Here is a 26,028-nt window from a genome sequence, read left to right on the forward strand (position 1 = left end):
GCCGAGCCGATGTCATCCGGCCTGGGGCACCACGTAGGTCGGCTGGTAGGGATTCTGCCCACTCTCGATCGCCAGCGCCCGCAGATACGCCTCCACATTGGGGTAGCCGGCAATCTCGGCCTGTTTCTGCAGCGCGACCTGTCGGGCCAGCTCGGTCTGGGCCTGGGCGGTGACCTTGTCGGCCTCGGCCTTGGCCCGCGCGGCATTCGCATCGGCGACACCCTTGGCCTCGGCCGCGCGGGCATCGGCGATGGCCTTCTGCTCGGCGATGATGGCGTCCTTGAGGCCCTCGTCCACCGGGTCCGGTTTCATGACCGTCACCTGGAAGTTGGTGAAGAACTCCCGGCCGTCGGTGCGGGCCCGCGACGCGCCGGGCAGCGCGTCACGTAGGGCGTTCTGGAACTCGATACGCACCTTCTCGTCATTCCAGATCTCGCGCCAGGTGTACTTCTGCGCGACGCTGATCAGCACCTGCTCGGCCGGCTGGCCGATCACGTAGCGCAGCAGGTTCACCCAGCCGGTGGTGACCAGGCCGTCGTTGTCGAGCCAGCCCTGGTACTTGGTGCCGAAATCGCGATGGAAGTCCATCAACATGTCGCAGTCGCTGGTCAGGTCGAAGGTGATGACCACCGGGACCCGCAACTCGGCGGGCGCGGTGGCGTTGGACACCACGATGGTGGGTTCCGCTTCGGAGTCGGGGCTGCCGGTCGCATCCCAACTGATCTGCCGCGACGGGTAGCGGTAGGCCTTGAAGCCGCCAGGCGGGTTGAAGGCCGACGTCTCCGGCTCGATGCAGCCGTCGACCTTGGGATCGGCGGGGATCAGGAAATAGTCATCGACCTTGATCGCGGTCTGACCCGGTCCTATCTGGGTGGCGCAGCTGGAGAGGATCACCCCGCCGACCACGGCGGCGATGATCCCGAGTCCGATCAGCACGAACTTCCGCTTCCCGCCGCCGGTCTTGTTGACGGTGGCGCCTGCGTCGAACCGCTTCTTGATGTTCATGGCTCCCCGTCTCCGAGCTGTCAGCTGTGACGTCGCTGACAGTGACGGCCAGATTTTAGCCAGATAGACGTCACTTTTGCCGACCGAGCGGCATCTTCACGTGATCTGAGTCACATGTGACCTGGATAACGCCGATGGCCCACACCTGAGAAAACGCCCTGGTTAGAATCTGGTACCGCGGGTACTGTTCCTAGACAGCAAGCAACCGAATGTAAATTTCACGGTAGGCATGGAGGCCCCCGAATGGCTGTCAAAGAAGCCAGGACACGCACGATTCGTCGGTGGCGCAAGAACATGGACGTCAGCGACGACACCGAGTACGTCGACATGCTGACCACCCTCTCGGAGGGGTCGGTACGCCGGAACTTCAATCCGTATACGGATATCGACTGGGACTCGCCGGAGTTCGCCGTGATCCCCGACGACGAGCGCTGGATCCTGCCCGCGACCGATCCGATCGGTAAGCACGCCTGGTACCAGAGTCAGCCGGTGGAGCGCCAGATCGAGATCGGTATGTGGCGCCAGGCCAACGTGGCCAAGGTCGGCCTGCACTTCGAGAACATCCTGATCCGCGGGCTCATGGAGTATTCGTTCTGGGTACCCAACGGCTCTCCGGAGTACCGGTACTGCCTGCACGAGGCGATCGAGGAGTGCAACCACACCCTGATGTTCCAGGAGATGGTGAACCACATCGGCGCCGACGTGCCGGGGATGCCGAAGCTGCTGAAGTGGATTCAGCCGACGATCCCGCTGGTCGCCGGACCGGCGCCGATTCCGTTCTGGTTCGGCATCCTCGCGGGCGAAGAGCCCATCGACCACACGCAGAAGAACGTGCTGCGCGAGGGCAAGGCGCTGCACCCGATCATGGAGCGCGTGATGGCGATCCACGTCGCCGAGGAAGCCCGGCATATCTCGTTTGCCCACGAGTACCTGCGCAAGCGTGTTCCGCATCTGTCCAGGGCCAAGCGGTTCTGGCTGTCGCTCTACGTGCCTGTCGTGATGCGCGTGCTGTGTTCGGCCATCATCGTTCCGCCGCGGGCGTTTTGGAAGAAATTCGACATCCCGCGTTCGGTGCGCAAGGAGATCTTTTTCAGGTCGCCGGAGTCGCGCCAGATGCTGCGCGACATGTTCGGTGATGTACGGATGCTGGCCACCGACTCCGGACTGATGAACCCGCTGGCCAAGCTGGTGTGGAAGATGTGCCGCATCGACGGCGCACCCAGCCGTTACCGCAGCGAGCCCCAGCGCGAGCACCTGGTCTCGGTCGCGTCCTAGGTCATGCCTCATGTGATCACCCAGTCGTGTTGCAGCGACGGATCCTGTGTCTATGCGTGCCCGGTCAACTGCATTCATCCCTCACCGGATGAGCCGGGCTTCGCGACCGCCGAGATGCTCTATATCGACCCGGACGCGTGCGTGGACTGCGGCGCGTGCGTCAGTGCCTGCCCGGTGGGTGCGATTGCTCCGGACAGCAAGCTCACCGACAATCAGCTTCCGTTCATCGAATTGAACGCCGGCTTCTACCCGAAGCGGGAAGGCAAGCTGCCGCCGACGTCCAAATTGGCCCCGGTGCTGCCGGCGCCGATGGTGTCGCCGCGTCCCGGTGGACCGTTGCGAGTCGCGATTGTCGGCTCGGGACCCGCGGCGATGTACGCCGCCGACGAGTTGCTCACCCAGCGAGGGGTCCGGGTGAACATCTTCGAGAAGCTGCCCACGCCTTATGGATTGGTGCGGGCCGGGGTGGCGCCCGATCATCAGAGCACCAAACGGGTCACCCGTCTCTTCGACCGGGTGTCCGAGCACACCGGGTTCACGGCCTTCCTCAATGTGGAGGTGGGCAAGCACCTGAGCCATGCCGACCTGCTCGAGCACCATCACGCGGTGCTCTACGCCGTCGGCGCGCCCAATGACCGCCGCCTCGACATCGCGGGGATGGGTCTGCCGGGCAGCGCCACCGCAACCGAGGTGGTGGCCTGGTTCAACGGGCACCCCGATTTCGCGGACCTGCCGGTGGACCTCGGCCACGATCGTGTCGTCATCATCGGCAACGGCAACGTCGCACTCGACGTGGCGCGCATTCTCACCTCGGATCCGGATGCCTTGGCGCGTACGGATATCGCCGATCATGCGTTGGCGGCGCTGCGGGCCTCGAAGGTGCAGGAGGTGGTGATCGCGGCGCGGCGCGGACCCAAGTTCTCGGCATTCACGCTGCCCGAGCTCATCGGACTGACCTCCACCTGCGATGTGGTGCTCGACGCCACCGATCATCAGCGGGTCATCGCCGACCTGGCCACCGTCGAGGATCGGCTCACCCGCAACAAGCTGGAGATCCTGACCAAGCTGGGAGATGCCTCCGCGCCGATCACCCGGCCGCGAATCCGGCTGGCCTACCAGCTCACCCCGCAGCGTCTGCTCGGCGACGAGCGGATCACCGGGGTCGGGTTCGCGGACGGCGGGACGCTCGATGCCGGCATGGTGCTGACATCGATCGGCTACCGCGGCAAGGCAATTGCCGATCTACCGTTCGACGACGTGGCCGCGGTGGTGCCCAATGACGGCGGCCGGGTGCTCGATACCGCCGGGGCGTATGTCGCGGGCTGGATCAAGCGCGGCCCGACCGGTTTCATCGGCACCAACAAGTCGTGCGCGGCGGAGACGGTGCGCAACCTGGTGGAGGACTACAACCGGGGACAGCTCGGCGACCCGGCCCACAAGCCGGCGGCACTGGACAAACTGGTCCGCAGCCGCCAGCCCGCGGTCGTTGACGCCGTGGGCTGGCGAGCCATCGACGCCGCCGAGATCGCGCGGGGTGGCGGGCAGCGCCCGCGGGACAAGTTCGTCGATATCGCCGACATGCTGGCGGCCGCGGCGACGGCGCCGAGACCGCCCGCATACAAACGGCTGCTTGCCGGCCTGCACCGTTAATTCAGGGCGGCGACGATCGCCGCGGTGTCCCAGTAAAACGGCCGCACTTCGGCGATGCGTCCGTCGACCACGTGCAACGTCTGCAGGATCGGGAAGCTCAGCTCGCGCCGGGTCGACCGCGCGCGAGCATTGACCCGGGTGAGCACCACCGCGGTTTCGGCCGTGCAGAGAAACTCCTGGCCGACCATCTCGAATTCGGACCAGGTGCGGCTCATCGCGAGGAAGAACCGATCCATGCCGCGATGTCCGCGCCACACCCCGCCGTAGGGCAGGGCCCGCGCCTGATGAAGGACGACGTCGGGGGAGAAGAACGGGGCAAGGGTGTCGAAGTTCGCCTGACCAGGTCCGCCCGCGGCCAGATAGTCGCGCTCGGCGGCATACATGCCGCGTAACAGGTACTCGGTGTCGATCGTTGCGTTCACACCCTGTAGACGGCAAGCGTGGGCGAAACGTGAGATGTGAGTTTCGCCGATATCGCCGCTGCGCAGCGTGTATACGAAATGAATGCGTAGTGGTCGGGTCGCGGGTGTGGCAGTGGTGGTCGGCATCTGGTCGGCGACCGGGTGGGGGTATCCGGGTCTGGCGGCGGCCGAGACCCCAGGTGCTCAGCAGGGCACGGAGCAGGGCGCCGACCAGGGCACGGCACAAGCCTCGACACCCGAGGCCGAGTCCGAGTCGAAACCGGAGGTCAAGAAGCCCGAGCGCCGGGTGGCGCCGCGGACCGTCCGGCAGGCACAGACCAGCCCGCGCGGGGGGTTGTCCTCGCCGCGCCTGAGCGGCCCCACATCGGGCACCCCGGCGGTCGATGAGGACGACGGCACCGAGCCCGTCGACACCGAACCCGCGGACACCGACACGCCCGCAGCTCCGAGTGTGTCTGAGCGGGCTCAGGTGCAGACCGCAGCGCCGGTGGTCGCGGCCGTTGCCCCGGTGGCCGCCACCGCAGCCGCCCCGGTGAAATGGACGTCGACGCTGCCCAACCCGGTCACCGCGATCCGCTATGTGGCCAATGTCGTCAAGAGTCTGGTCGGCGCGGTGCTCAGCCCGTTCGCCGCGGGACTGCCCGCGGGACCCGTCGGCCCGCCCTCGGTGTGGGCGGTGCTGGCCTGGGTGCGCCGCGAACTGTTCAACGGCTCACCGAAGATCGACCCCTCCGGCGAGACGACGCAGACCAGCACCGGTCAGGTGCTCGGCAACGTCGGCGCTTCCGATCCCGACGGCGACCCACTGACCTACACCGTGATCGGCCGCCCGATCAATGGTGGTGTAGTCCAGATCAACCAGAGCACAGGCGATTTCATCTATCGACCGACGAATGCCATGGCCGCCACCGGCGGTACCGACTCGTTCACCGTCGTGGTCGACGATGAACGCGCCGGCGTGCACTGGCACGGCCCGCTCGGTTTCCTGCAGCACGTCCCCATCCTGGGCAACCTGATCCGTCCCGGCGGCGGGCACGCGGTGGCCCGCACCATCACGGTGAACGTCGACCCGGTGGAGGGTGTCGACCTGTCCTTCCCCGACGATTTCCATTGGGGTGTGGCGCATGCCGGATTCCAGGCCGAAGGCGGGCCCGGATCGCCGATCGACCCGAACTCCGATTGGTACAAGTGGGTGCACCACCCGCTCAACCAGTTGCTCGGCCTGACCAACGGCGTCCCGGAAAACGGGCCGGGCACCTACGTGTCCTATGACTCCGATGCCGCGCTGGCCAAGGAAGAACTCGGCATGAACACCTTCCGGATGTCGATCGAGTGGAGCCGGATCTTTCCCAATTCCACTGCGGGCATCGACATCACGGATGAGGGCGGCGGGGTGAGCCTGGCCGATCTGCAGGCCCTGCAGGCATTGGCCAACCCGGTCGAGGTGGCGCACTACCGGGCCGTGTTCGACGCGCTACGCGCCCACGGGCTGGAGCCGCTGGTGACCGTCAACCACTTCACGCTGCCGCTGTGGGTGCACGACCCGATCACCGCGCGCCCGCTCATCCAGCTGGGGCTGCCCGCGCCCGCGGCGGGCTGGCTGTCGGATCAAACGCCCGTCGAGTTCGAGAAGTACGCCGCGTTCCTGGCCTATACCTTCGGCGACCAGGTGGACAACTGGGTGACGCTCAACGAACCGTTCCCGCCGGTGATGACCGAATTCCTGGCCATCCCCGGGCTGGTGCCGAGCTGGCCGCCGGGGGTGCTGCGCCCGGATCTGGCCGCCCGCTTCGTGACCAACGAGGCCAAGGGGCACGTCGCCGCCTATGACGCCATCCACAAGTGGGATGACACCGCGTTCGTCGGCTTCGCCAACAACATGGTGCCCGCGCGGCCGGCCAACCCGGTGAACCCGCAGGACGTCGCGGCCGCGGACGCCTGGAACAAGGTGTTCAACCAGTGGTTCCCCAACGCGGTCATCGACGGCTGGATCGACGCGAACTTCGACGGTAAGAAGACGGCCGACGAGATCCATCCCGAGTTCGCCGACAAGGTCGACTTCCTGGGGGTGCAGTACTACGGCTCACAACCCATGGGCGGCTTCGGGTTCGCCCCGCTGCCGGGCTTCAACTTCCTGCAGGGCATCCCGTTCCGGTGTGAGCCGTCGTCGCAGAGCTGCAGCGATTTCAACCAGCCCATCGACCCGGGCGGCTTCCGCGAGGTACTGGAAGTCGCTGCCTCCTACGGTAAACCCCTGTGGATCACCGAGAACGGCGTCGCCGACGATGACGACACCAAGCGGCCGTCCTACATCGTCAACCACATTGCCGTCGTGCAGGACCTGGTGGCGCACGGTACCGACATCCGCGGCTACACCTACTGGTCCTTCGTCGACAACCTGGAATGGTCGGAGGGATACCACCTGCAGTTCGGCCTGTATGGCTCCGACCCGGCCACACCCGAGCTCGAGCGGACCCCCAAGCCTGCCAGCATCTCGGCGATCAGCCAGATCACCGGCGCGAACGCGCTGCCGACGGGCCTGTTGGCGCTCTACCTGCCCGGGGCTACGACTGTTCCTGCATAGCCGCGGCGATCTCGTCCATGCTGACCTCACGGACCGGCTGCCCCAGCGACCACTGGTGGCCGAACGGGTCGCGCACCATGCCGTAGCGGTCACCCCAGAACTGGTCGTCAAGCGGCATGATCACCTCGGCGCCGGCCTCGACGGCACGCGCGAACTCGGCATCCACATCGGTGACGGTGAGGTGGATGGTGACCGGGGTGCCGCCGAAGGCCTTCGGGGTCTGGGACTTGCCGTTGTCGAACTCGGGGAAATCATCGTTCAGCATGATGGTGGAACCGTTGATCTGCACTGCCGCGTGGATCAGCCGGCCGTCGGCCTGCGGCACCCGGCCCATCTCGGTGGCACCGAATGCCTTGACATAGAAGTCGATGGCGGCGGGGGCGTCGTCGACGCACAGGTGCGGGATGACGGCGGGGGTGACTTCGATGGCCATGATGTTCTCCTGATCTCGGGGCGACTGACGATCTATAGACCGGGGGCGCGGCCCGATCTCATCGCATGCAACCACGAGGGTGTGACACGTATAGGGGCGAAAGGTGCTCAGACCACCGAGTAGCCCGGTGGTAGGGCGGATCTACCGGTCAGCGCCGTCAGCACCGTCTCGCCCTGTCCCAGCCGGGCGGCCACCCGGGTGGCCAGCACTGCGGACTGTTCCACGGCATCGGCGGGTAGCTCGACATCCAGGCCTGCCGCCCGTGCGATGTCCACCCCGTGCACCGTCAGCTCGAACACCCGGGTCTGCAGGTAGTGCGACAACCGGATGCCCAGCCCGCCGATGACGCTGATGACCGGATCGCCGGCATTCTCGACGTCGGCCAGTGCCCGCGCGACGAGGCGGTCCACGACGGAGGCCGGGTCGGCCCCGAGATCACGCCCGGCTTGGCGGCCGCGTTCGTTGATGGCCTCGGCGCCGGCGGAACCCATGAACTCCCGGACCCACACATAGTAGGCGACGGCGTCGTCGACATCCTCATGATCGGCCGGCGCGCGCAGATACTCGCTGACGGTGATGAGCGAGCGTGAGGTGTGTCCGACCAACGCGCGCATATCCCAGTCGCCCAAGCCCGGACCGTCCCAGGACGTTTCGGGTATCGCCCGCACCAGCCGCGCGAAAGCCGTAGCGGCCGAGGCGAATACCGAAGAGGTCATGACGCGGCGATGCGGTCCCACCCGGTGACCGACTCCGGGGAGCGCGGGTCGGGCCCGACGTACACCGCCGACGGGCGTACCAGCTTGCCCAGCCGCTTCTGCTCCAGGATGTGCGCACACCAGCCTGCGGTCCGCCCGCAGGTGAACATCGCGGGCATCATCTTCGGCGGCACCTGGGCGAAATCCAGGATGACCGCGGCCCAGAACTCCACATTGGTCTCGATGGCGCGGTCGGGCCGCCGCTCGCGTAGTTCGGCGAGCGCGGCCTGCTCGAAGGCTGCCGCCACCTCGTACCGGGGCACGCCGAGACGTTTCGCGGTCGCGCGCAACACCCGGGCCCTGGGGTCCTCGGACCGGTACACGCGGTGGCCGAAGCCCATCAGCTTGTCGTTGCGATCCAGGATGCCCTTCACCACCGCCCGGGCGTCACCGCTGCGTTCGGCTTCGTCGAGCATCGGCAGCACCCGGGCGGGCGCGCCGCCGTGCAGTGGCCCGCTCATGGCGCCTACCGCGCCGGACAGCGCCGCCGCCACATCCGCACCGGTGGAGGCGATCACGCGGGCAGTGAAGGTGGAGGCATTCATCCCGTGTTCGGCGGCTGTCACCCAGTAGGCGTCGATGGCCTCGACATGCCGGGGATCCGGGTCACCCTGCCAGCGGGTCATGAAACGTGCCGTGACGGTGGCACATTCATCGACGGAGCGCTGCGGGACGGCGGGCTGGTAGATCCCGCGGGCGGACTGGGCGACGTAGGACAGCGCCATCGCGGACGCGCGGGCGAGCTGATCACGGGCGGTGTCGTCATCGATGTCGAGGATCGGCGCGTATCCCCAGATCGGCGCCAGCATGGCCAGCCCGGCCTGCACATCCACCCGGACATCGCCGGAATGGATCGGCAGCGGGAACGGTTCGGCCGGTGGCAGCCCGCGCTCGAAGTCGCCATCGACCAGTAGGCCCCAGACCTCGCCGAAGGTGACCCTGCGGTCCACCAGGTCCTCGATGTCGACGCCGCGGTAGCGCAGCGCGCCGCCGTCCTTGTCCGGCTCGGCAATCTCGGTGGTGAACGCCACCACCCCCGCGAGTCCGGGAACGAAATCCTTGGGCACCGACGACAGCTCCGTCATGCGCCGATTCTCGCATTCGTCCGCGACCGCCGCCGCGCGCGTACCGTTTTGCAGATGGAACCGGAACAGCTCGCGCGGATGCGGGCCGAATACGGGTCGGTCGAGAAAGACGGCAGCGCGGATCTCGACGCGGACTGGGTGGCCGACGGGTGGCTGGTGTTGTTCGACCAATGGATGGCCGAGGCCCACGACGCCGGGCTGTCCGAACCCAACGCGATGGTGGTCGGCACCGTCGACGCCCAGGGCAGGCCGGTGACGCGCACCGTGTTGTGCAAGAGCGCCGACGAGCACGGGATCTCCTTCTATACCAACTACGACTCCGCCAAGGGCGAGCAATTGGCAATACAGCCGTATGCCTCCGCGACCTTCCCGTGGTACGGACTGGGTCGCCAGATTCATGTGCGCGGCCCGGTGATCCGGGTGCCGGCCGAGGCGACCGCCGACTACTGGTCCAAGCGGCCGCGCGGCTCGCAGCTCGGTGCGTGGGCTTCGCAGCAGTCCGCGCCGATCGCCTCCCGTGCGGCACTGCTCGGCCGGCTCGCCGATGTCACGGCCCGGTTCGCGGAGCTCGAAGCCGTTCCTGTTCCGCCCAATTGGGGTGGATACCTGATCGCGCCCGAAGTCGTCGAGTTCTGGCAGGGCCGGGAAAACCGGGTGCATAACAGGATTCGGATCACGCCGGCGGACGGACGAGTGGAGCGCCTTCAGCCGTAACCTCCGGCGCTCTCCCCGGCGGTCGGGTTAGGATTCCTTGGTGGCCGCTGCGGACAGGGAAACCGATCTCGGTTTGCGCGAACGAAAAAAGCTACGCACCCGGGCCATCCTGATCGACGCGGCGCTGGAGCTTTGTCTGCGTCACGGCTACGAGCAGACGACCGTCGACCAGATCGCTGCGGTGGCCGAGGTGGCACCACGTACGTACAGCCGGTACTTCGCCAGCAAGGAAGCCGTCTTCCTCACCCTGCTGGAGGATCTGTCCCACGAGATCGCTGCCGAAGTGGCTCTTCTGCCGCGCGGTATCGGCCCGATCGAGGCGCTGCGGGCCGCCCACATCGCGGTGCTCACCAAGTCCGCCGCCGGTCAGGTCGGTGGCTTCACCAGTGACCGCGTCGTGCTCACCCTGCGGGTGATCAACAGCGCAGATGCCCTGCAGCAGAGTGCGTTCCAATTCAGGTCTCCTGCGGTGCTGGCCGCGCTGGCCGAGCTCATGGGCGTAGCGGAGGATGACCGCCAGTTGTTGCTGGGGCTTTCGGTCTTCTCCGCGATCATCATCGCCGCATGCGGCGACCTGGTCGAGGACGTCGACGGAATTCCGCTGAGCCCGCTGTTGATGATCGAGCGGCTCAACCAGGCCTGTGAACAGGTCGCCGGGTTCGCCGGCCAGATCTTCGCCACCAGCCCGGACCAACAGGCGGCCGCCGACGATATCCCGGCGAATGCCTGAGCGGCAGCCGAGCGGGCTGCGGGAGCGAAAGAAGCTGCGGACCCGCGCCACGTTGATCGAGACTGCGGCAGAACTGTGTGAGCGGCAGGGTTTCGACAACACCACCGTCGAGCAGATCGCCGCCGCCGCGGATGTCTCGCCGCGCACCTTCAGTCGGTATTTCCCGACCAAGGAAGCAGTGATCTTCGCCATCATCGAGGACACCGCCGCATTCGTCGCCGACGAGCTGGAACGTCTGCCCACCGATATCAACGAGTTCGAGGCGATGTTGCGGGCCCATCTCAAGGCCGTGCAGCCCGGCCGGGACGGCCGGCCGACGCCGATCTTCCATCGAATGGCGGCGCTGATCCAGATCGTGAACTCCTCGGCGAGCCTCGCGGTGACCAACATTCCCTACCGCCAGCAGGCCGACCAGTTCCCCACGGTCGTCGCCGTCGCCAAGCGGATGGGTCTGCCCAAAGACCATGACGCGGTGCACATGGTGCTGGAGACCTGGACCGCGTTGATGAACGCCGCGACCCGGGGCCTGGGCACGCCCGGTCACCCGCCCATCGAGCCGGAGATCGTTGCTGCCCGCATCTCGGCGGCCTACGAGACCTTGACCCGGACGTGGCGGCCGTGGACCTCGGCCCCGGAGTCGACGGATCCGCGCGCCGGGGAACCCCCCGCAAGCGCGCCGGATTGTTAGCGACTACCGTCCAGTATCAAGAGACGGCTTCCGGTCGCCTCACCCATGCCGACGCCCAGAGAAGGGGTTCCAGTGGCCGACAACTCCAGCCCTGACGAGAAAGCCACCCTGTCCTATCCGGGCGGCTCCCTGGACTTGGAGATCGTCCACGCCTCTGAGGGTTCGGACGGTATCGCGCTGGGGCCGCTGCTGGCCAAGACGGGTTACACCACGTTCGACGGCGGTTTCGTCAACACGTCGTCGACCAAGAGTGCGATCACCTACATCGATGGTGACGCGGGCATCCTGCGCTACCGCGGTATCCCGATCGAGCAGCTCGCCGAGAAGTCGACCTTCATCGAGGTCAGCTACCTGCTCATCTACGGTGAGTTGCCGACCCCCGATGAGCTCGCGTCGTTCACCAACCAGATCCAGCGGCACACCCTGCTGCACGAGGATCTCAAGCGCTTCTTCGACGGGTTCCCGCGCAACGCGCACCCCATGCCGGTGCTGTCCTCGGCGGTCAACGCGCTGAGCGCCTACTACCAGGACTCGCTGGACCCGCTGGACAACAAGCAGGTCGAATTGTCCACGATCCGCCTGCTGGCCAAGCTGCCGACCATCGCCGCGTACGCCTACAAGAAGTCCGAGGGGCAGCCGTTCCTGTACCCGGACAACTCGCTGACGCTGGTCGAGAACTTCCTGCGGATGACGTTCGGCTTCCCGGCCGAACCCTACGAGGTCGATCCCGAGATCGTCCGCGCCCTGGACATGCTGTTGATCCTGCACGCCGATCACGAGCAGAACTGTTCGACCTCGACGGTGCGCCTCGTAGGGTCCTCGCAGGCCAACCTGTTCACCTCGATCTCCGGCGGCATCAATGCGCTGTGGGGCCCGCTGCACGGCGGCGCCAACCAGGCCGTGCTGGAGATGCTCACGAAGATCCGCGACGGCGACGACGATGTCGCGACATTCGTGAAGAAGGTGAAGAACCGCGAGGACGGCGTGAAGCTGATGGGCTTCGGGCACCGGGTCTACAAGAATTACGATCCGCGGGCGCGCATCGTCAAGGAGCAGGCCGACAAGATCCTGGCCAAGCTCGGCGTCGATGATCCGCTGCTGGACATTGCCAAGCAGCTCGAGGAGATCGCACTGACCGACGACTTCTTCGTCGAGCGCAAGCTCTACCCGAACGTCGACTACTACACCGGCGTCATCTACCGGGCGATGGGCTTCCCGACCCGGATGTTCACCGTGCTGTTCGCGCTCGGCCGGCTGCCCGGCTGGATCGCGCACTGGCGCGAGATGCACTCCGAGCCCGGCAAGATCGGCCGCCCGCGCCAGATCTACACCGGCTACACCGAGCGCGATTACGTCGACCTCGGCGGACGCTGACACCGCGAAACTGCGAGATTTCTCACGACGGGCGTGCTTGCCCGCTGAACAGTTGTAGTTTCACAATAGTTGTGTGAATGACACCATCGGCACGCTGACGCCACGGCGCAAGGCGATCGTCCTCGCGTCCTGTTGTCTGAGTTTGCTGATCGTGTCGATGGACGCCACCATCGTCAACGTCGCGATCCCGTCGATCCGCGCCGACCTGGGTGCGACGGCATCCCAGCTGCAGTGGGTCATCGACGTCTACACCCTGGTGCTCGCCTCGCTGCTGATGCTCTCCGGTGCCATGGGTGACCGCTTCGGCCGGCGCCGGGTATTCCAGGCCGGACTGTTGATCTTCGCGATCGGCTCCCTGCTGTGCAGCCTGGCTCCGGGCATCGACGCCCTGATTGCTGCGCGGTTCCTGCAGGCCATCGGCGGCTCGATGCTCAATCCGGTGGCGCTGTCCATCATCTCGCAGGTGTTCACCGGCCCGGTCGAACGTGCCCGGGCGATCGGTATCTGGGGCGCGGTGGTCGGTATCTCGATGGCGCTGGGCCCCACCGTCGGCGGCCTGCTCATCCACCTGATCAGCTGGCGGGCGGTGTTCTGGATCAACCTGCCGATCTGTCTGGCGGCCATCGTGCTGACGGCGATCTTCGTGCCGGAGACCCGTTCGGCCACGATGCGCAACATCGACCCGGTCGGCCAGCTGCTGGCGGTGGTGTTCCTGTTCGGCGCCGTCTTCACCCTCATCGAGGGCCCCGCGCTGGGCTGGGACAACGTGCGGGTCATCGCCGCGGGCGCGGCGTCTGTGCTGACCTTCGCGGCCTTCCTGCGTTATGAGTCGCGGCGCACCGACCCGTTCATCGATCTGCGCTTCTTCCGCAGTGTGCCGTTCGCCTCCGCGACGGTGATCGCCATCTGCGCATTCGCCTCCTGGGGTGCGCTGCTGTTCATGATGTCGCTGTATCTGCAGGGTGCGCGCGGCTATTCGGCCGTCCAGACCGGACTGATCTACCTGCCGATCGCGGTCGGTGCGCTGGTGTTCTCGCCGCTGTCGGGCCGGCTCGTGGGCCGCTACGGGGCCCGGCCGTCCCTGCTGGTGTCCGGGGTGATGATCGCGGTGGCCTCCACTGTGCTGGCGCTACTGCCGGAGTCCGCGCCGGTGTGGGCGCTGATGACGGTGTTCGCGGTGTTCGGTATCGGCTTCTCGATGGTCAACGCGCCCATCACCAACGCAGCGGTCAGCGGGATGCCGCTGGACCGGGCCGGCGCCGCCTCCGCGGTGACCAGTACCAGCCGCCAGATCGGCGTGAGTATCGGTGTGGCCCTGTGCGGTTCGGTAGCCGGAGCGGCGCTGGCCGGCACTGGGGACTTCACCGCCGCGGCACGCCCACTCTGGCTCGTGTGTGTGGCGCTGGGGGTGGTCATCACGGTGCTGGGCTTCGTGTCGACGTCGCCGCGGGCCATGGACTCGGCCCGCAGACTCGCCCCACTCATCGACGCCCCGAAGGCGGCGGCCGATGCCTGATAATCTGGCCGACGAGGTCTGGCGACTGATGTCGTCGACGGTGATCAACAACCAGGACACCTGGAAACGAGCCGTGGTGGACCGGACCGGTCTGCCGTTCAGCAGGATTCGCATCCTCAGCCGACTGGCCCGCGAGCCGCTGTCGGTCAAGCAGATCGCGGCCGCCGCCACGATCGATGCCCCCGCCGCGACCGTGGCCGTCAACGATCTGGAGGAGCGCGGGCTGGTGGTCCGGCAGATCGACCCGGGCAACCGTCGCTCCAAGACGGTGTCGCTCACCCCCGCCGGGCGTGAGCTGCTGGCGGTCATCGATACCGTCGAGAACCCGGCACCCGCACCGTTGCGTCGACTAGACGCTGCGGAACTTGCTGCGCTGCAGGCACTTCTGGAAAAGCTGGGCTAACTCTCCAACACCGCCATCGCCGCATTGTGCCCGCCGATACCAGACACCGCGCCGCCGCGGCGGGTACCCGAACCGCACAGCAGGATGGCGTCGTGGTCGGTGGCCACACCCCAGCGCCGTGCCGGGGTGTCGAGCTCCTCATCATCCTCGGCGAACGGCCAGCCCAGCGCGCCGTGGAAGATGTTGCCCGCGGTCATGCCCAGCGCGTCCTCGAGATCGGTGGTGGTCTTGGCCTCCACGCACGGCCGACCGGACGAGTCATGCATCACGACGTCCTGGATCGGCTCGGCCAGCACCGAGTTCAGCGAATGCAGCGCCGCCGCAGCCAGTTTGATGCGGGCGGTGTCCGGATCCAACTCCGCGAGCAGGCCGTGCGGGGTGTGCAGTCCGAACACGGTCAGGGTGTGGGCGCCGCTGCTGCGCAACGGTTCCGACAGGATGCTGGGATCGGTCAGCGAGTGGCAGTACACCTCGCACGGCAGCGGATCGGGTATCGCGCCCGACGACGCTGCCGCATAGGCACCGTCCAGCTGGCGCAGTGTCTCGTTGATGTGGAAGGTGCCTGCGAACGCCTGCTCCGGGCCGACCCACTGATCGCGCAGCCGGGGCAGCCTCTTCAGCATCAGATTGACCTTGATCTGAGCGCCCGGAGCCACTTTCGGCTCCGGCTCGCCGAGCAGCCGGGCCAGCACCGCGGGGGTCACCCCGGCCAGCACATGCCGACCGTGGATGGTGTGCTCACCATCGCGGGTGCGGTAGCTGACATCCCCGTCCGGGCTGATCGCATACACCTCGGCGCCGGTGCGGATCTCGGCGCCGAAACCGCAGGCGGCCGCACTCAACGCACCGGTCACCGCGCCCATCCCGCCGACCGGGACGTCCCAGTCGCCGGTGCCGCCGCCGAGCAGGTGGTAGAGGAAACAGATGTTCTGCACCAGCGACGTGTCGTCGGTGGCGGCGAAGGTGCCGATCAGTGCGTCGGTGGCGATCACCCCGCGCACCAGGTCGTGGCGCACCGCCTCGGCCACGGTGCGCCCGATGGGTGTCTCGATCAGCGCCTGCCAGGCGGCGCCGGCGGCCGGGTCACCGGCGGCCAGCACGCGGTTGTGGATGGTGTTGCGGGTGGTCAGCGGTGACATCAGCGTCGGCCACACGGCGCTGGTCACCAGCCGCGCGCGCCGGTAGAACTCGTTGAACCGCGCCTCGTCGGGACCTGCGCCGATGGCGGCGAAGGTGTTTCGCGGCCCGATCAACAGACCGGTGGCGCCCCGGTTGGCCGGATCCGGCGTGTAGGACGAGTAGCGGCGACGTGCCAGCCGGAACCGGGCACCGAGATCCTCGATGATGCGACGGGGCAACAAGCTCACCAGATAGGAATAGCGGGACAACCGTGCGTCCACACCGTCGAAGGCGTGCGCGGACACCGCGGCGCCCCCGACATGGTCCAGCCGTTCCAGCAGAGTGACCCGCCGTCCCGCGCGGGCCAGGTACGCCGCCGCGACGAGACCGTTGTGCCCACCTCCGACGATCACGATGTCTTGGTCTGGGGCCACAAAACCAGTTTGCCCGACTACGGTGGGAAACCGTGGCAACGAAACCCGAGATTGAATTTCCCGATGGCCCCGCACCCGCCGAACTGGTCATCGAAGACGTGACGGTCGGCGACGGCGCCGAGGCGGTGCCGGGTGGCACCGTGCAGGTGCATTACGTGGGAGTCGAGTACGACACCGGTGAAGAATTCGACAGCTCATGGAACCGCGGCGAGGCCATCTCGTTCCCGCTGCGGGGTCTCATCCAGGGCTGGCAGGACGGTATTCCCGGCATGAAGGTCGGTGGCCGTCGCAAGCTCACCATCCCGCCGGAGCTGGCCTACGGTCCGGCCGGTGGCGGACACCAGTTGTCGGGCAAGACGCTCATATTCGTGATCGATCTGCTGGCAGCTCGCTGAGCCAGGCGACCCGGAGCATGCCCGAGCCCGGCGCGACCCGCTTCTACCGGCGGCCGCCGGGCGCGGGCTGGCTGGCCGCCCTCATCGCGGTGCCGCTGGTCCTCGCCCTCATCGGGACGGGCGGGTGGCATCAGACCGAGGACTCGCTACCGCTCGCCGAGATCAACACGCAGGCCACCCCAACCCCCACCAACGGTGCGCGTGCCACCGTGCTGATGGCGCCACTGTCGTTGCAGCACAGTGGTAATGACGTCGTGTTCAGCGGTCAGGTGCCCGATGAGTTGTCGCGCACGTTTGCTCTCGACCGGGCCCGGACGCTGCTGCCGGGCTCCGATGTCATCGACCTGCTGACCGTCATCGACGGGATCACCGCGGTCGACCTGGCCGGTCTGGACTCGGTGCTGAACGCGGCGGCGACGCTGCCGGACTTCGGGTTCAGCATCGACGGCGGCGATATCGTCCTCACCGGTACCGCGACGTCGGAGGCGGTCGCCACCGGTGTGGAGGACGCGGTGCAGTCCGCCTGGCCCGATCTCGCGGTGGTCGACGATATCGCGGTGATCACGCCCGGTGTGGCGCCGCAGGCACCGACGAGTCCGGGCCTGACCGGCGAGTGCGCCGATCTGCAGCAAGCCATCTCGGGCCTGCTGCGTACCCCGATCCAGTTCGACGCCAACGGGTCCCGGGTGGCGGACAGTTCGGCACCGCTGCTCGCCCAACTGGCCGACGAGTTGCAGGCCTGCCCGGACGCGAGGGTGTCGGTCATCGGGCACTCTGATGACGCCGGCACCGACGCGGTCAATCTCTCGGTCGGTGCGAGTCGGGCGAAAGCTGTCGCCGACGCCCTGATCTCGAGGGGGGTGCGCCCTCGGCTGGTGACCTCGCAGGGGGTGGGTTCATCCGAGCCCGTCGCGAGCAATGACAGCGGGTCGGGCCGGGAGCAGAACCGTCGTATCGAGATCACGGTCAGCGCAGGGGGATGAGATGGCATTCGTGATGCAGTGGTTCTGGTACCTGCTGGCGTTCGTGCTCGGTTCGGCGGTGGCGTGGGGAGCGACCGTGCTGCTGGTCAGGCCGGCCGATGAACAGGAGTCGTCGTGAACGCCGCGTTGCTGGCACTGTCGTTCTTCCTCGGCGTCGTGCTGACGCTGGCCTTCACGTTGCGCAGGACACCCTAGTGCGGGCCGGGTAGTTTCAGCAGCAGGCGCGTTCCGCCCAGCGGGCTGGCTTCCAATGATGCCGTGCCACCGTGTAGTTCGGCCTGCTGGGCCACCAGGGCGAGGCCGAGGCCCGAGCCGGAATGCGATGCCGTCGAACCCCGGGAGAACCGCTCGAAAACCTTGGTGCGTTCCTCCTCGGGGATGCCGCAGCCGTCATCGTCGACCGCGATCTCCACGCCCTCACGGGAACTCACCGCCGACAGCTGAACCCGGGTCGCGTCACCGTGTTTCACCGCATTGGCGATCGCATTGTCGACGGCCAGCCGCAGGCCGGCCGCCAGGCCGAGAATCAGCACTGTCGGCGCGGGCACCAGCGAGACGTCCAACTCCGGGTACACCCGCATGGCGTCGTGCGCCGCGCGGTCCAGCAGTTCGGTCAGGTCGACCGGCGCGTGGTCATCGGAGGTGGACAGCTGGCCCTGGGCGAGGCGCTCCAGCGCGGACAGGGTGGCCTCGATGCGGGATTGGGTGCGGATGACGTCACCGAGCACCTCCACGCGTTGTTCGTCGGGCATGTCCAGGGTGGCCAGCACTTCGAGGTTGGTCCGCATCGCGGTCAGCGGGGTGCGCAGCTCATGGGAGGCGACCGCGGCGAAATCCCGGGCCGACTCCAATGCGGCCTTGGTGCGCTGCTGTTCATCGCCGATGCGGGCCAGCATGCCCTCCACGGCCTCGCCGATCTCGCTCGCCTCCCACACCCCGCGCACGTTGACCTCGTCCGGGTTGGACTGCGCGTTGATGGCGCGGGCCTGCTGGGCCAGCCGGCGGAAGGGGGTGATCATGACCGCCGAGATGATCCACCCGACCAGGGCGGTGCCGGCGATCACGCCGCCGCTGATGAGCAGCACCCGGCGGTGCTGGGAGTCGATCTGATGCTTGGTGTCGGTGAGGGTCGCGCCCAACGCGATGGAAGCCTGCCCGGCGGAGAAGGTACGCACCCGGTACTCGGTGCCGTTGATGGTGGTCGTCTCGAAACCGACCGGGAACTTCGGCAGCACCACATCGGCGGGAATCGACACGGTGGCGCCGCCGATGCGCGCGGTGCGCACCAGATCGGGGTCGGTCACCGGGGCGTCGGTCTCGTCGGCCATGGCGCTGCTGAGCAGGGTGCTGACGTCCCCGAGGCTGCTGATCGAGTCGAGGCGCCGGTCCAGCTGGCTGTACTGCTCGTTGGTGATACCGATCCACACCCAGGTACCGATGATGATGACGGTCAGAACGACCCCGAGCGCGGCCACGATGACGATGGTGCGCAGCGACAGGATGCGCTTGGGAAGGCCCAGCGCGCGGTACAGCCGGTCGTTCAGGTCCACGGGGTCGCCTCTGAACTACTGGGTCCGGAGCACGAAGCCGACACCGCGCACGGTGTGCAGCAGCCGGGGCGCGCCACCCGCCTCAAGCTTGCGGCGCAGGTAGCCGATGAACACGTCGACCACGTTGGTGTCGGCGGCGAAGTCGTAACCCCACACCAGCTCGAGCAGCTGGGCGCGGGACAGCACGGCGGTCTTGTGCTCGGCCAGCACGGCCAGCAGGTCGAATTCGCGTTTGGTCAGGTCGACATCGGTGCCGTTGACCCGGGCGCGGCGGCCCGGGATGTCGACCTCGAGTGGCCCCACCGAAATGGTCTCCGAAGAGAACGTCGCGGTGGACCCGCGGCGGCGCAGCAGCGCCTTGACCCTGGCCACCAGCTCCTGCAGGACGAAGGGCTTCACCAGATAGTCGTCGGCGCCGGCCTCCAGACCGGCAACGCGGTCATCGACGCTGGTGCGGGCCGACAGCACGCAGACCGGCACGTCGTTGTCCATCGCGCGCAGCGCGGTGACCACGCTGACACCGTCGAGCACCGGCATGTTGATGTCCAGCACGATCGCGTCCGGGCGGGTCTCGGTGGCGCTGCGCAGGGCCTCGGCGCCGTCGACTGCGGTGGACACCTCGAACCCGGACAGCCGCAGGCCACGTTCCAGCGAGGCGAGGACATCGGGGTCGTCGTCGACGACGAGAACCCGAGGCGACGCCGAGGTACCACTTTCCATGGCGCCAATACTGCCTGAAAGACGGCGGCATCCGGGGGATGCCGCGTCATTCGCCGGTGTCGCTGCCCACCCTGCTGTTCAGCTGCCGAACCTCGGCGCGTAGCTGATCGATCTCATCGAGGACCTCACGAATGTGCCCGGTCGTCACCGCATGGTCGGCGGCACGGTCGTCGGAGACGCGCTCGACGATCCAGGAGGCCAGCGTTGCGGTGATCGAACCGACCAGTGTGATGCCACCGATCATCAGCAGCACGGCGATCACTCTGCCGGTGGTCGTGATCGGTGTCAGATCGCCGTATCCGACGGTGGTGATCGTGGTCACCGACCACCACAGCGCTTCACCGAAGTCGGTGATGTGTGCGCCGGGCTCTGGGCGTTCGGCGTCCAGGACCGCCAGCGAGGCCACGAACACCAGCAGGACGGCGCCGAACACCGTGTAGAGCACCACCCTGCCGCGAATCGCGCTCCCGGCGGCCCGCTGCAACACCTGGATCAGGATCAGCAGCCGGACCAGGCGCAGTGGCCGCAGCAGTGGCAGTGCGACGATCAGCAGATCCAGTAGGTGCCGGTAGAACCATCGCCACCGGTCCGAGGCCAGGCTCAGTCTGACCACGTAGTCGAGCGCGAAGACCAGCCAGGATGCCCAGATGATGATGGCCACCGCGGCACCCCGCGGCTGGGCGAGTACTTCAACGGCATAGGCGGCGAGGAAGATCAGCGCGACCCCGGCCAGCGGCCACTCGGCTCGTCGTTCCCAGGCTTCCAGTTTGCCCAACGTTTCGGCGTACACGTGTTCCGACGGTAGACGTGGGCCGGGCGGGGAAACAATTGACCTCATCCATTGTTGAGGTTTTACGGTGGCCTGGCGGCGGTTAATCCGGTTGTCGGATTCATGGCGTAGAACTCAGTATGGGTAGGGGGAGGAGGTGGTTGCGCGTGTCAGGACTGCAATCGGTGCCGGCGATCGCGCCGCCACCGCGGCGCATCAGGTCGTCCTCGGACATCCTGCGGCTGCTGCCGTACCTGAAGCCCTACCGGGTCCGCTGGATCGCGATGGTGGTGGCGGCGTTCGTCAGCCTGGCCGCCACGGTGTCGGTGCCCCTGCTCACCAAGGCCGTCATCGACGGCCCGGTGCGCGAGAAGGATTCCGCGGGCCTGTGGACGCTGGGGCTGGCGGCCACCGCCCTGCTGGTCATGGAGGCGGTGCTGTGGTTCATCCGGCGCTGGCTGGTGGCCCGCGCGACCATGGGCGTCGAGGCCGATATCCGTAAGGACCTCTACGCCCGGCTGCAGATCCTGCCGATGTCGTTCCACGGCAACTGGCAGTCGGGGCAGCTGCTGTCGCGGGTGATGAATGATCTGAGCGCCATCCGGCAGTTCCTGTCCTTCGGGCTGCTGTTCCTGATGCTCAACGTCGTCCAGATCATCGTGGTGACGACCATCCTGCTGGCGATGTACTGGCCGCTGGGTGTCGTCGTGGTGGTGGCCATCGTGCCGATCACGCTCACCATCCTGCACTTCCAGCGCCAGTTCACCCTGTTGTCGCGGCAGTCGCAGGATCAGGCGGGCAATGTCGCCACCCACGTCGAGGAATCCGCGCTCGGGCTGCGGGTGATCAAGTCCTTCGGCCGTGAAGAGCACGCCTACCGCGGCTTCGACGAGCGGGCCACCGGCCTGTTCGACACCGAGGTGCGCAAGGTCGGGGTGTCCGCCAAGTTCTGGACGCTGCTGGAGGTCATCCCGAACATCACGCTGATCATCGTGCTCGGGTTCGGTGCGTACGCCGCGGGTCACGGCCTGGTCACCATGGGCACGCTGGTCGCGTTCATCACCATGATGCTGTCGTTGGTGTGGCCGATCGCCTCACTGGGCTTCCTGCTCTCGATGACCCAGGAGTCGATGACGGCGGCCAACCGTGTCGCCGAGATCTTCGACGAGCCCCGCACGATCAGCGACGGACCGCACCGTGAGGCGCCGCGCGGCGGCCGGCTGGAGCTCGTCGACGTCGGGTTCCGCTTCCCGGACAGCGAGCACTGGGCGCTGCGGCACGTGAACCTCGCGGTGGAGTCCGGGGAGACCGTCGCGCTGGTCGGTGCCACGGGATCCGGGAAATCCGTGCTGGCCGCGTTGCTGTCCCGGCTGCACGATGTCAGCGAGGGCGCGATCCTGGTCGACGGCACCGATATCCGTGAGCTGTCGCTGCCCGCGCTGCGCCACACCGTGGCGACCGCCTTCGAGGACCCGACGTTGTTTTCCATGTCGGTGGCCGAGAACCTTCGCCTCGGGAACCCGGACGCGACCGAGGAGCGGTTGGCCGAGGCCATCGACGTGGCGGCCGCCGGGTTCGTCTACGACCTGCCGTTCGGTCTGGACACCCGCATCGGTGAGCAGGGCATGAGCCTGTCCGGTGGGCAGCGGCAACGCCTTTCGCTGGCCCGCTCCATCATCGCCGACCCGCGCATCCTGGTGCTCGACGACACCCTGTCGGCGCTGGACGTGCACACCGAGGCCGAGGTCACCGAGGCGCTGGGCCGGGTGCTGCGTGATGTCACCGGCATCGTGGTGGCCCACCGGGCCTCCACGGTGCTGCTCGCCGACCGGGTCGCCCTGCTGGAGGGCGGCACCGTCACCCGGGTGGGGACGCACGCCGAGCTGCTGGCCGACGCGCCGGAGTACCGGTATCTGCTGGCCGCCGATGAGGAACTCGCCGAGGCCGGCCAATGAGCACCACCGACTGGCGGGGCAAGGCGGTCTCCGCGGATGACGAGAACCTGCCCATCGACGAGACGATCTCCCGGCGCCGCGAGGCCCGCACGCTGCTGGGATCGCTGCTGCGGCCCTACAAGTCGGTGGTGGCGGTGCTCGCCGTGGTCGTCGTGCTGGAGAACGCGGCCCGGCTGTCGGTGCCGCTGCTGGTGCAGCGCGGTATCGACCACGGCATCCCGCCGATCGCCGCCGGGGGCACCGCGCACGAACTGTTCCTGATCCTGGGCGCCCTGTGCGGTGTGGTGCTGCTGCAGGCCACCAGCCGGATGTACTTCCTGCGCCGGTCCGGCCGCATCGGCCAGGAGATCCTGATCGAGTTGCGGCGCAGGCTTTTCCGGCATTTCCAGCGCCTCGACGTGGCATTCCACGACCGCTACACCTCGGGGCGGGTGGTGGCGCGCTCGACCAACGACGTGGACGCCATCCAGGACATGCTGGCCACCGGATTCGACGGTCTGATCACCGCGGTGCTGACCATGTTCGGCACCGCCGTGTTGCTGCTCGTGCTGGACTGGCGGCTCGGGCTGGCGTGCCTGTGCGCGTTCCCGATCCTGGTCGGTCTGACGATGTGGTTCCGCAGCGAGTCCTCGCGCACCTACCTGAAGGTGCGTGAGGCCGCGGCGCTGGTGATCGTGCAGTTCGTCGAGACCATGACCGGCATCAAGGCGGTGCAGGCCTACAACCGGGAACCGCGCAACCAGGAGATCTTCGAAGACGTTGCCGACCAGTACAAGTCGATCAACGAGCGGGCCTTCAAACTGCTGGCGGTCTTCATGCCCGCGGTGCGGCTGACCGGCAACCTCGCCACCGGCGCGGTGTTGCTCTACGGCGGATATCTGGTGCTGGAAGACCAGATGACGCTGGGCACCCTGACCGCCTTCCTGCTGTATCTGCGCATCTTCTTCGAACCCATGCAGGAGATCTCGCAGTTCTTCAACACCTTCCAGTCCGCGTCGGCGGCGTTGGAGAAGATCGCCGGGGTGCTCGACGAGGATCCCGATATCGAGGACCCGGCGCATCCGGTGCGGTTGAAGGACGTGAAGGGCCACATCACCTTCGGCGATGTGCACTTCTCCTACGTGCCGGATCGACCGGTGCTGCCGTCGCTCACGCTGGACATCCCGGCCGGGCAGACCGTGGCGCTGGTCGGGACCACCGGCGCGGGCAAGACCACCATCGCCAAACTGCTGGCCCGCTTCTACGACCCGGTCAGCGGGTCGGTGACGCTGGACGGCACCGACCTGCGTGACATCGCCCAGGCCGACCTGCGTTCGCATGTGGTGATGGTGACCCAGGAGAACTTCATGTTCGAGGGCACCGTCGCCGACAACATCCGGTTCGGCCAGCCGTCGGCCACCGACGCCGAGGTCCGCGAGGCGGCGATCGCGGTGGGGGCGGACCGGTTCATCGACGCGCTGCCCGAGGGGTACCTGACCGATGTCGCCAAGCGCGGCGGCCGGCTCTCGGCCGGGCAGCGCCAGCTCATCGCGTTCGCCCGGGCGTTCCTGGCCGACCCGGCGGTGCTGATCCTCGACGAGGCCACCTCGTCGCTGGACATCCCGAGCGAACGGATGGTGCAGCAGGCCCTGGCCACGGTGCTGGCCGACCGCACCGCGGTGGTGATCGCGCACCGGCTGTCCACCGTGCAGATCGCCGACCGGGTGCTGGTGCTCGAACACGGCGAGGTCGTCGAGGACGGGCCGCCGGCCGAGTTGATCGGTGGGGACGGCCGGTTCGCCGCCCTGCACCGCGCGTGGGTGGAGTCGCTGGCATGAGCCTTTTGCGGGTGTCGTCGGTGGCGTTGCCGATCGAATTCGGCGATGAGGCAAGCAACTTCGCCGCTGCCCACGCTGCCCTGCAGCGCTCCGAGCCGGGGCCGCATCTGATCGTGCTGCCGGAGCTGGCCACCAGCGGGTACGTCTTCCACGACATCGATGAGGCCCGCGGATTGTCGATGACGGTGGATGACCCGCGGCTGACGGGGCTGGCCGATGCTGTGCCCGAGGGCGCGGTGGCGGTGATCGGGTTCTGCGAGCGCGTGGGCGAGCAGTTGTTCAACTCCGCGCTGGTGTTCGACCGGACCGGCACGCTGGGCTGCTACCGCAAGGCGCACCTGTGGGACGAGGAGTACCGGTTCTTCAGCCTGGGTGACGAGGCGGGGATGGTGCTCGACACTCCGATCGGCCGGCTCGGCGTCGCGATCTGCTACGACATCGAATTCCCGGAGGTGCCACGGCGGTTGGCGCTGGCCGGCGCGGAAGTACTGGCGCTGCCGGTGAACTGGCCGCTCGCCGAGCGGCCGACCGGCGAGCATGCGCCCGAGACCATCCAGGCGATGGCCGCCGCGCGGGCCTCGCGCCTGCCGATCGCGATCGCCGACCGGCACGGCACCGAGCGCGGTGTGCAATGGACCGGCGGCACCGCCGTCGTCGACCGGGACGGTTGGATTGTCGCGACGCCCGATGCGGACGGTATTGCCTCCGCGGTCGTGAGCGTCGATCCCAGCAAGACCCTCGGCGCGAACAACGATGTGTTCGCCGACCGGCGCCCGGAGCTGTACTAGGGAATCAACCGGGCCCGGCGCGCCCGGGACACCGACTCGTGCCGGGTCCGTGTGCCCAGTTTCGCTGCGGCGCTGCGCAGATAGCTCTTCACCGTCTCGGTCTTGAGCGAAAGCCGTTCGGCGGCCTCGGCATTGGTGCAGCCCAGCGCGATCTGGGCCAGCACGTCGAGCTCGCGCGGGGTCAGATGCACGTCCTGCGACGGCATCGAGAGCAGGTCGGCCAGCCGGTGCAGTTCGGTGCCGGTATCGGCGTCGGTGCGAGCAGCCAGCATGCGCAGCCCGGCGTATACCTCGCGGATGGTCTCCGGGTTGGCCGCCCCGGTCTGCTGCCCCTCCCGCAACCGCATCCGGCGGTCCACCTCGTCGCGGATACGGAGTTCGTCGGCCAGTCGGCGGCTGGAGCCGACCATCAGATCGGCGGCCCGGCCCCCGAACGGCGCCCCGGACCGGTACGCGCCGTACAGCATGGCCCGCGGCACGCCGTCCACGATCACCGGCACCGCCAGCACCGAACGGATGCCCTCCGAGAGCACCGGGGCGTCGTAGTCATGCGTGATGGTCGAGGCGTTGCGGTAATCGGCCACCGACAGCGGCCGGCCCTCGACCATGCTCGCCCCGCCGAGCCCGGAACTCGACCGCACCACCAGGCCGCGCAGCAGCCCGGTCCGGGTGCCGACGAACTCACTGAGCAGCAGCGCATCGCCCTGGACCTCGCCGCCGAACAGCACCGGGACCCCGCCCTCGACGGATACCCGGCGCAACTCGGCGCGCACCGCGTCGGTGTCGCGGGGCCTCAGCAGGGGAGTCACGGGTGTTCCCCTCTTTCGGGGGTAGCGGTCAGGTGAGTGTGACGTAGATCCTATC

General features: G+C 67.7%; 25 protein-coding genes. 15 read left to right on the forward strand and 10 right to left on the reverse strand.

The window, feature by feature from the left end; translation table 11 throughout:
* Positions 1 to 12: 12 nt before the first annotated feature.
* The gene (locus EXE63_RS20400) at positions 13 to 1,005 is read right to left on the reverse strand and encodes an SPFH domain-containing protein (protein ID WP_234904194.1); all 993 of its coding nucleotides are present in this window, start codon (positions 1,003 to 1,005) and stop codon (positions 13 to 15) included.
* A 243-nt stretch (positions 1,006 to 1,248) separates the two neighbouring features.
* Here EXE63_RS20400 and EXE63_RS20405 point away from each other — a divergent pair, with 243 nt between their 5' ends.
* Both EXE63_RS20405 and EXE63_RS20410 read left to right on the forward strand, forming a co-directional pair.
* Complete coding sequence (locus tag EXE63_RS20405) at positions 1,249 to 2,280, forward strand: AurF N-oxygenase family protein (RefSeq protein ID WP_168143430.1); 1,032 nt, start codon at positions 1,249 to 1,251, stop codon at positions 2,278 to 2,280.
* A 3-nt stretch (positions 2,281 to 2,283) separates the two neighbouring features.
* The gene (locus EXE63_RS20410; protein ID WP_168143431.1) at positions 2,284 to 3,930 is read left to right on the forward strand and encodes a 4Fe-4S binding protein; all 1,647 of its coding nucleotides are present in this window, start codon (positions 2,284 to 2,286) and stop codon (positions 3,928 to 3,930) included.
* Here the strand turns inward: EXE63_RS20410 and EXE63_RS20415 are convergent.
* Entirely contained in the window at positions 3,927 to 4,352 is a 426-nt protein-coding gene (locus tag EXE63_RS20415) for a nuclear transport factor 2 family protein (RefSeq protein ID WP_234904195.1), read from the reverse strand. The two genes, EXE63_RS20410 and EXE63_RS20415, sit on opposite strands and share 4 nt — an antisense overlap.
* A gap of 82 nt (positions 4,353 to 4,434) precedes the next feature.
* On the opposite strand from EXE63_RS20415, the gene EXE63_RS20420 reads away from it, so the two are divergent.
* Complete coding sequence (locus EXE63_RS20420) at positions 4,435 to 6,936, forward strand: family 1 glycosylhydrolase (protein ID WP_168143432.1); 2,502 nt, start codon at positions 4,435 to 4,437, stop codon at positions 6,934 to 6,936.
* On the opposite strand, the gene EXE63_RS20425 is transcribed toward EXE63_RS20420, so the two are convergent.
* From EXE63_RS20425 to EXE63_RS20435, 3 genes are all read right to left on the reverse strand, one after another.
* On the reverse strand, positions 6,917 to 7,369 hold the full coding sequence (locus tag EXE63_RS20425) for a VOC family protein (protein ID WP_168143433.1): 453 nt from the start codon (positions 7,367 to 7,369) through the stop codon (positions 6,917 to 6,919). The two genes, EXE63_RS20420 and EXE63_RS20425, sit on opposite strands and share 20 nt — an antisense overlap.
* Positions 7,370 to 7,476: 107 nt before the next feature.
* The gene (locus EXE63_RS20430; protein WP_168143434.1) at positions 7,477 to 8,085 is read right to left on the reverse strand and encodes a maleylpyruvate isomerase N-terminal domain-containing protein; all 609 of its coding nucleotides are present in this window, start codon (positions 8,083 to 8,085) and stop codon (positions 7,477 to 7,479) included.
* A complete protein-coding gene (locus tag EXE63_RS20435) occupies positions 8,082 to 9,209 on the reverse strand; it encodes a citrate synthase 2 (RefSeq protein WP_168143435.1) in 1,128 nt (375 codons plus the stop codon). Before EXE63_RS20435 ends, EXE63_RS20430 begins: the two co-directional genes overlap by 4 nt.
* 54 nt (positions 9,210 to 9,263) lie before the next feature.
* Between EXE63_RS20435 and pdxH the strand changes: the two genes are divergently transcribed.
* From pdxH to EXE63_RS20465, 6 genes are all read left to right on the forward strand, one after another.
* Positions 9,264 to 9,923: a pyridoxamine 5'-phosphate oxidase gene (pdxH, locus tag EXE63_RS20440; protein ID WP_234904196.1), complete on the forward strand. Its 660-nt coding sequence runs from the start codon at positions 9,264 to 9,266 to the stop codon at positions 9,921 to 9,923.
* 40 nt (positions 9,924 to 9,963) lie between these two features.
* Positions 9,964 to 10,653, forward strand: a complete 690-nt coding sequence (locus EXE63_RS20445; protein ID WP_168143436.1) for a TetR/AcrR family transcriptional regulator — start codon at positions 9,964 to 9,966, stop codon at positions 10,651 to 10,653.
* Positions 10,646 to 11,341, forward strand: coding sequence for a TetR/AcrR family transcriptional regulator (locus EXE63_RS20450; RefSeq protein WP_168143437.1), 696 nt, complete (start codon positions 10,646 to 10,648; stop codon positions 11,339 to 11,341). The genes EXE63_RS20445 and EXE63_RS20450 overlap by 8 nt, the downstream gene beginning before the upstream one ends.
* 45 nt (positions 11,342 to 11,386) lie before the next feature.
* Complete coding sequence (locus EXE63_RS20455) at positions 11,387 to 12,715, forward strand: citrate synthase (protein ID WP_234904197.1); 1,329 nt, start codon at positions 11,387 to 11,389, stop codon at positions 12,713 to 12,715.
* A gap of 94 nt (positions 12,716 to 12,809) precedes the next feature.
* The gene (locus EXE63_RS20460; protein ID WP_168145677.1) at positions 12,810 to 14,231 is read left to right on the forward strand and encodes a DHA2 family efflux MFS transporter permease subunit; all 1,422 of its coding nucleotides are present in this window, start codon (positions 12,810 to 12,812) and stop codon (positions 14,229 to 14,231) included.
* Complete coding sequence (locus tag EXE63_RS20465) at positions 14,224 to 14,634, forward strand: MarR family winged helix-turn-helix transcriptional regulator (RefSeq protein ID WP_168143439.1); 411 nt, start codon at positions 14,224 to 14,226, stop codon at positions 14,632 to 14,634. The genes EXE63_RS20460 and EXE63_RS20465 overlap by 8 nt, the downstream gene beginning before the upstream one ends.
* On the opposite strand, the gene EXE63_RS20470 is transcribed toward EXE63_RS20465, so the two are convergent.
* The gene (locus EXE63_RS20470) at positions 14,631 to 16,187 is read right to left on the reverse strand and encodes a phytoene desaturase family protein (protein ID WP_168143440.1); all 1,557 of its coding nucleotides are present in this window, start codon (positions 16,185 to 16,187) and stop codon (positions 14,631 to 14,633) included. The two genes, EXE63_RS20465 and EXE63_RS20470, sit on opposite strands and share 4 nt — an antisense overlap.
* A gap of 32 nt (positions 16,188 to 16,219) precedes the next feature.
* On the opposite strand from EXE63_RS20470, the gene EXE63_RS20475 reads away from it, so the two are divergent.
* The 3 genes from EXE63_RS20475 to arfB are packed head-to-tail and all read left to right on the forward strand — an operon-like array spanning position 16,220 to position 17,683.
* The gene (locus EXE63_RS20475; RefSeq protein WP_168143441.1) at positions 16,220 to 16,582 is read left to right on the forward strand and encodes an FKBP-type peptidyl-prolyl cis-trans isomerase; all 363 of its coding nucleotides are present in this window, start codon (positions 16,220 to 16,222) and stop codon (positions 16,580 to 16,582) included.
* A gap of 17 nt (positions 16,583 to 16,599) precedes the next feature.
* Complete coding sequence (gene arfA, locus EXE63_RS20480; RefSeq protein ID WP_168143442.1) at positions 16,600 to 17,565, forward strand: channel-forming protein ArfA/OmpATb; 966 nt, start codon at positions 16,600 to 16,602, stop codon at positions 17,563 to 17,565.
* Position 17,566: 1 nt separating this feature from the next.
* The gene (gene arfB, locus EXE63_RS33625; protein WP_436277612.1) at positions 17,567 to 17,683 is read left to right on the forward strand and encodes a channel accessory protein ArfB; all 117 of its coding nucleotides are present in this window, start codon (positions 17,567 to 17,569) and stop codon (positions 17,681 to 17,683) included.
* Positions 17,684 to 17,756: 73 nt separating this feature from the next.
* On the opposite strand, the gene EXE63_RS20485 is transcribed toward arfB, so the two are convergent.
* From EXE63_RS20485 to EXE63_RS20495, 3 genes are read right to left on the reverse strand one after another with little or no spacing between them, the layout of a single operon-like run.
* Positions 17,757 to 19,115, reverse strand: a complete 1,359-nt coding sequence (locus EXE63_RS20485; protein ID WP_168143443.1) for a sensor histidine kinase — start codon at positions 19,113 to 19,115, stop codon at positions 17,757 to 17,759.
* Between the two features lie 15 nt (positions 19,116 to 19,130).
* Positions 19,131 to 19,835 (reverse strand): response regulator transcription factor, encoded by a 705-nt coding sequence (locus tag EXE63_RS20490; protein WP_087027092.1) that lies wholly within the window; start codon positions 19,833 to 19,835, stop codon positions 19,131 to 19,133.
* Positions 19,836 to 19,881: 46 nt separating this feature from the next.
* Complete coding sequence (locus EXE63_RS20495) at positions 19,882 to 20,625, reverse strand: potassium channel family protein (RefSeq protein WP_234904198.1); 744 nt, start codon at positions 20,623 to 20,625, stop codon at positions 19,882 to 19,884.
* Positions 20,626 to 20,771: 146 nt separating this feature from the next.
* Here EXE63_RS20495 and EXE63_RS20500 point away from each other — a divergent pair, with 146 nt between their 5' ends.
* From EXE63_RS20500 to EXE63_RS20510, 3 genes are read left to right on the forward strand one after another with little or no spacing between them, the layout of a single operon-like run.
* A complete protein-coding gene (locus tag EXE63_RS20500; protein ID WP_234904199.1) occupies positions 20,772 to 22,559 on the forward strand; it encodes an ABC transporter ATP-binding protein in 1,788 nt (595 codons plus the stop codon).
* Positions 22,556 to 24,376, forward strand: a complete 1,821-nt coding sequence (locus EXE63_RS20505; protein ID WP_168143446.1) for an ABC transporter ATP-binding protein — start codon at positions 22,556 to 22,558, stop codon at positions 24,374 to 24,376. Before EXE63_RS20500 ends, EXE63_RS20505 begins: the two co-directional genes overlap by 4 nt.
* Positions 24,373 to 25,164, forward strand: a complete 792-nt coding sequence (locus EXE63_RS20510) for a nitrilase-related carbon-nitrogen hydrolase (RefSeq protein ID WP_168143447.1) — start codon at positions 24,373 to 24,375, stop codon at positions 25,162 to 25,164. Before EXE63_RS20505 ends, EXE63_RS20510 begins: the two co-directional genes overlap by 4 nt.
* Here EXE63_RS20510 and EXE63_RS20515 read toward each other — a convergent pair.
* Positions 25,161 to 25,973 carry a LuxR C-terminal-related transcriptional regulator gene (locus tag EXE63_RS20515; protein WP_168143448.1) on the reverse strand — a complete coding sequence of 271 codons (813 nt, stop codon included), beginning with the start codon at positions 25,971 to 25,973 and terminating at the stop codon, positions 25,161 to 25,163. The genes EXE63_RS20510 and EXE63_RS20515 overlap by 4 nt on opposite strands.
* Positions 25,974 to 26,028 lie beyond the last annotated feature (55 nt).

This window comes from Mycolicibacterium frederiksbergense (assembly GCF_012223425.1).
In the GTDB taxonomy this organism is placed as follows: domain Bacteria; phylum Actinomycetota; class Actinomycetes; order Mycobacteriales; family Mycobacteriaceae; genus Mycobacterium; species Mycobacterium frederiksbergense.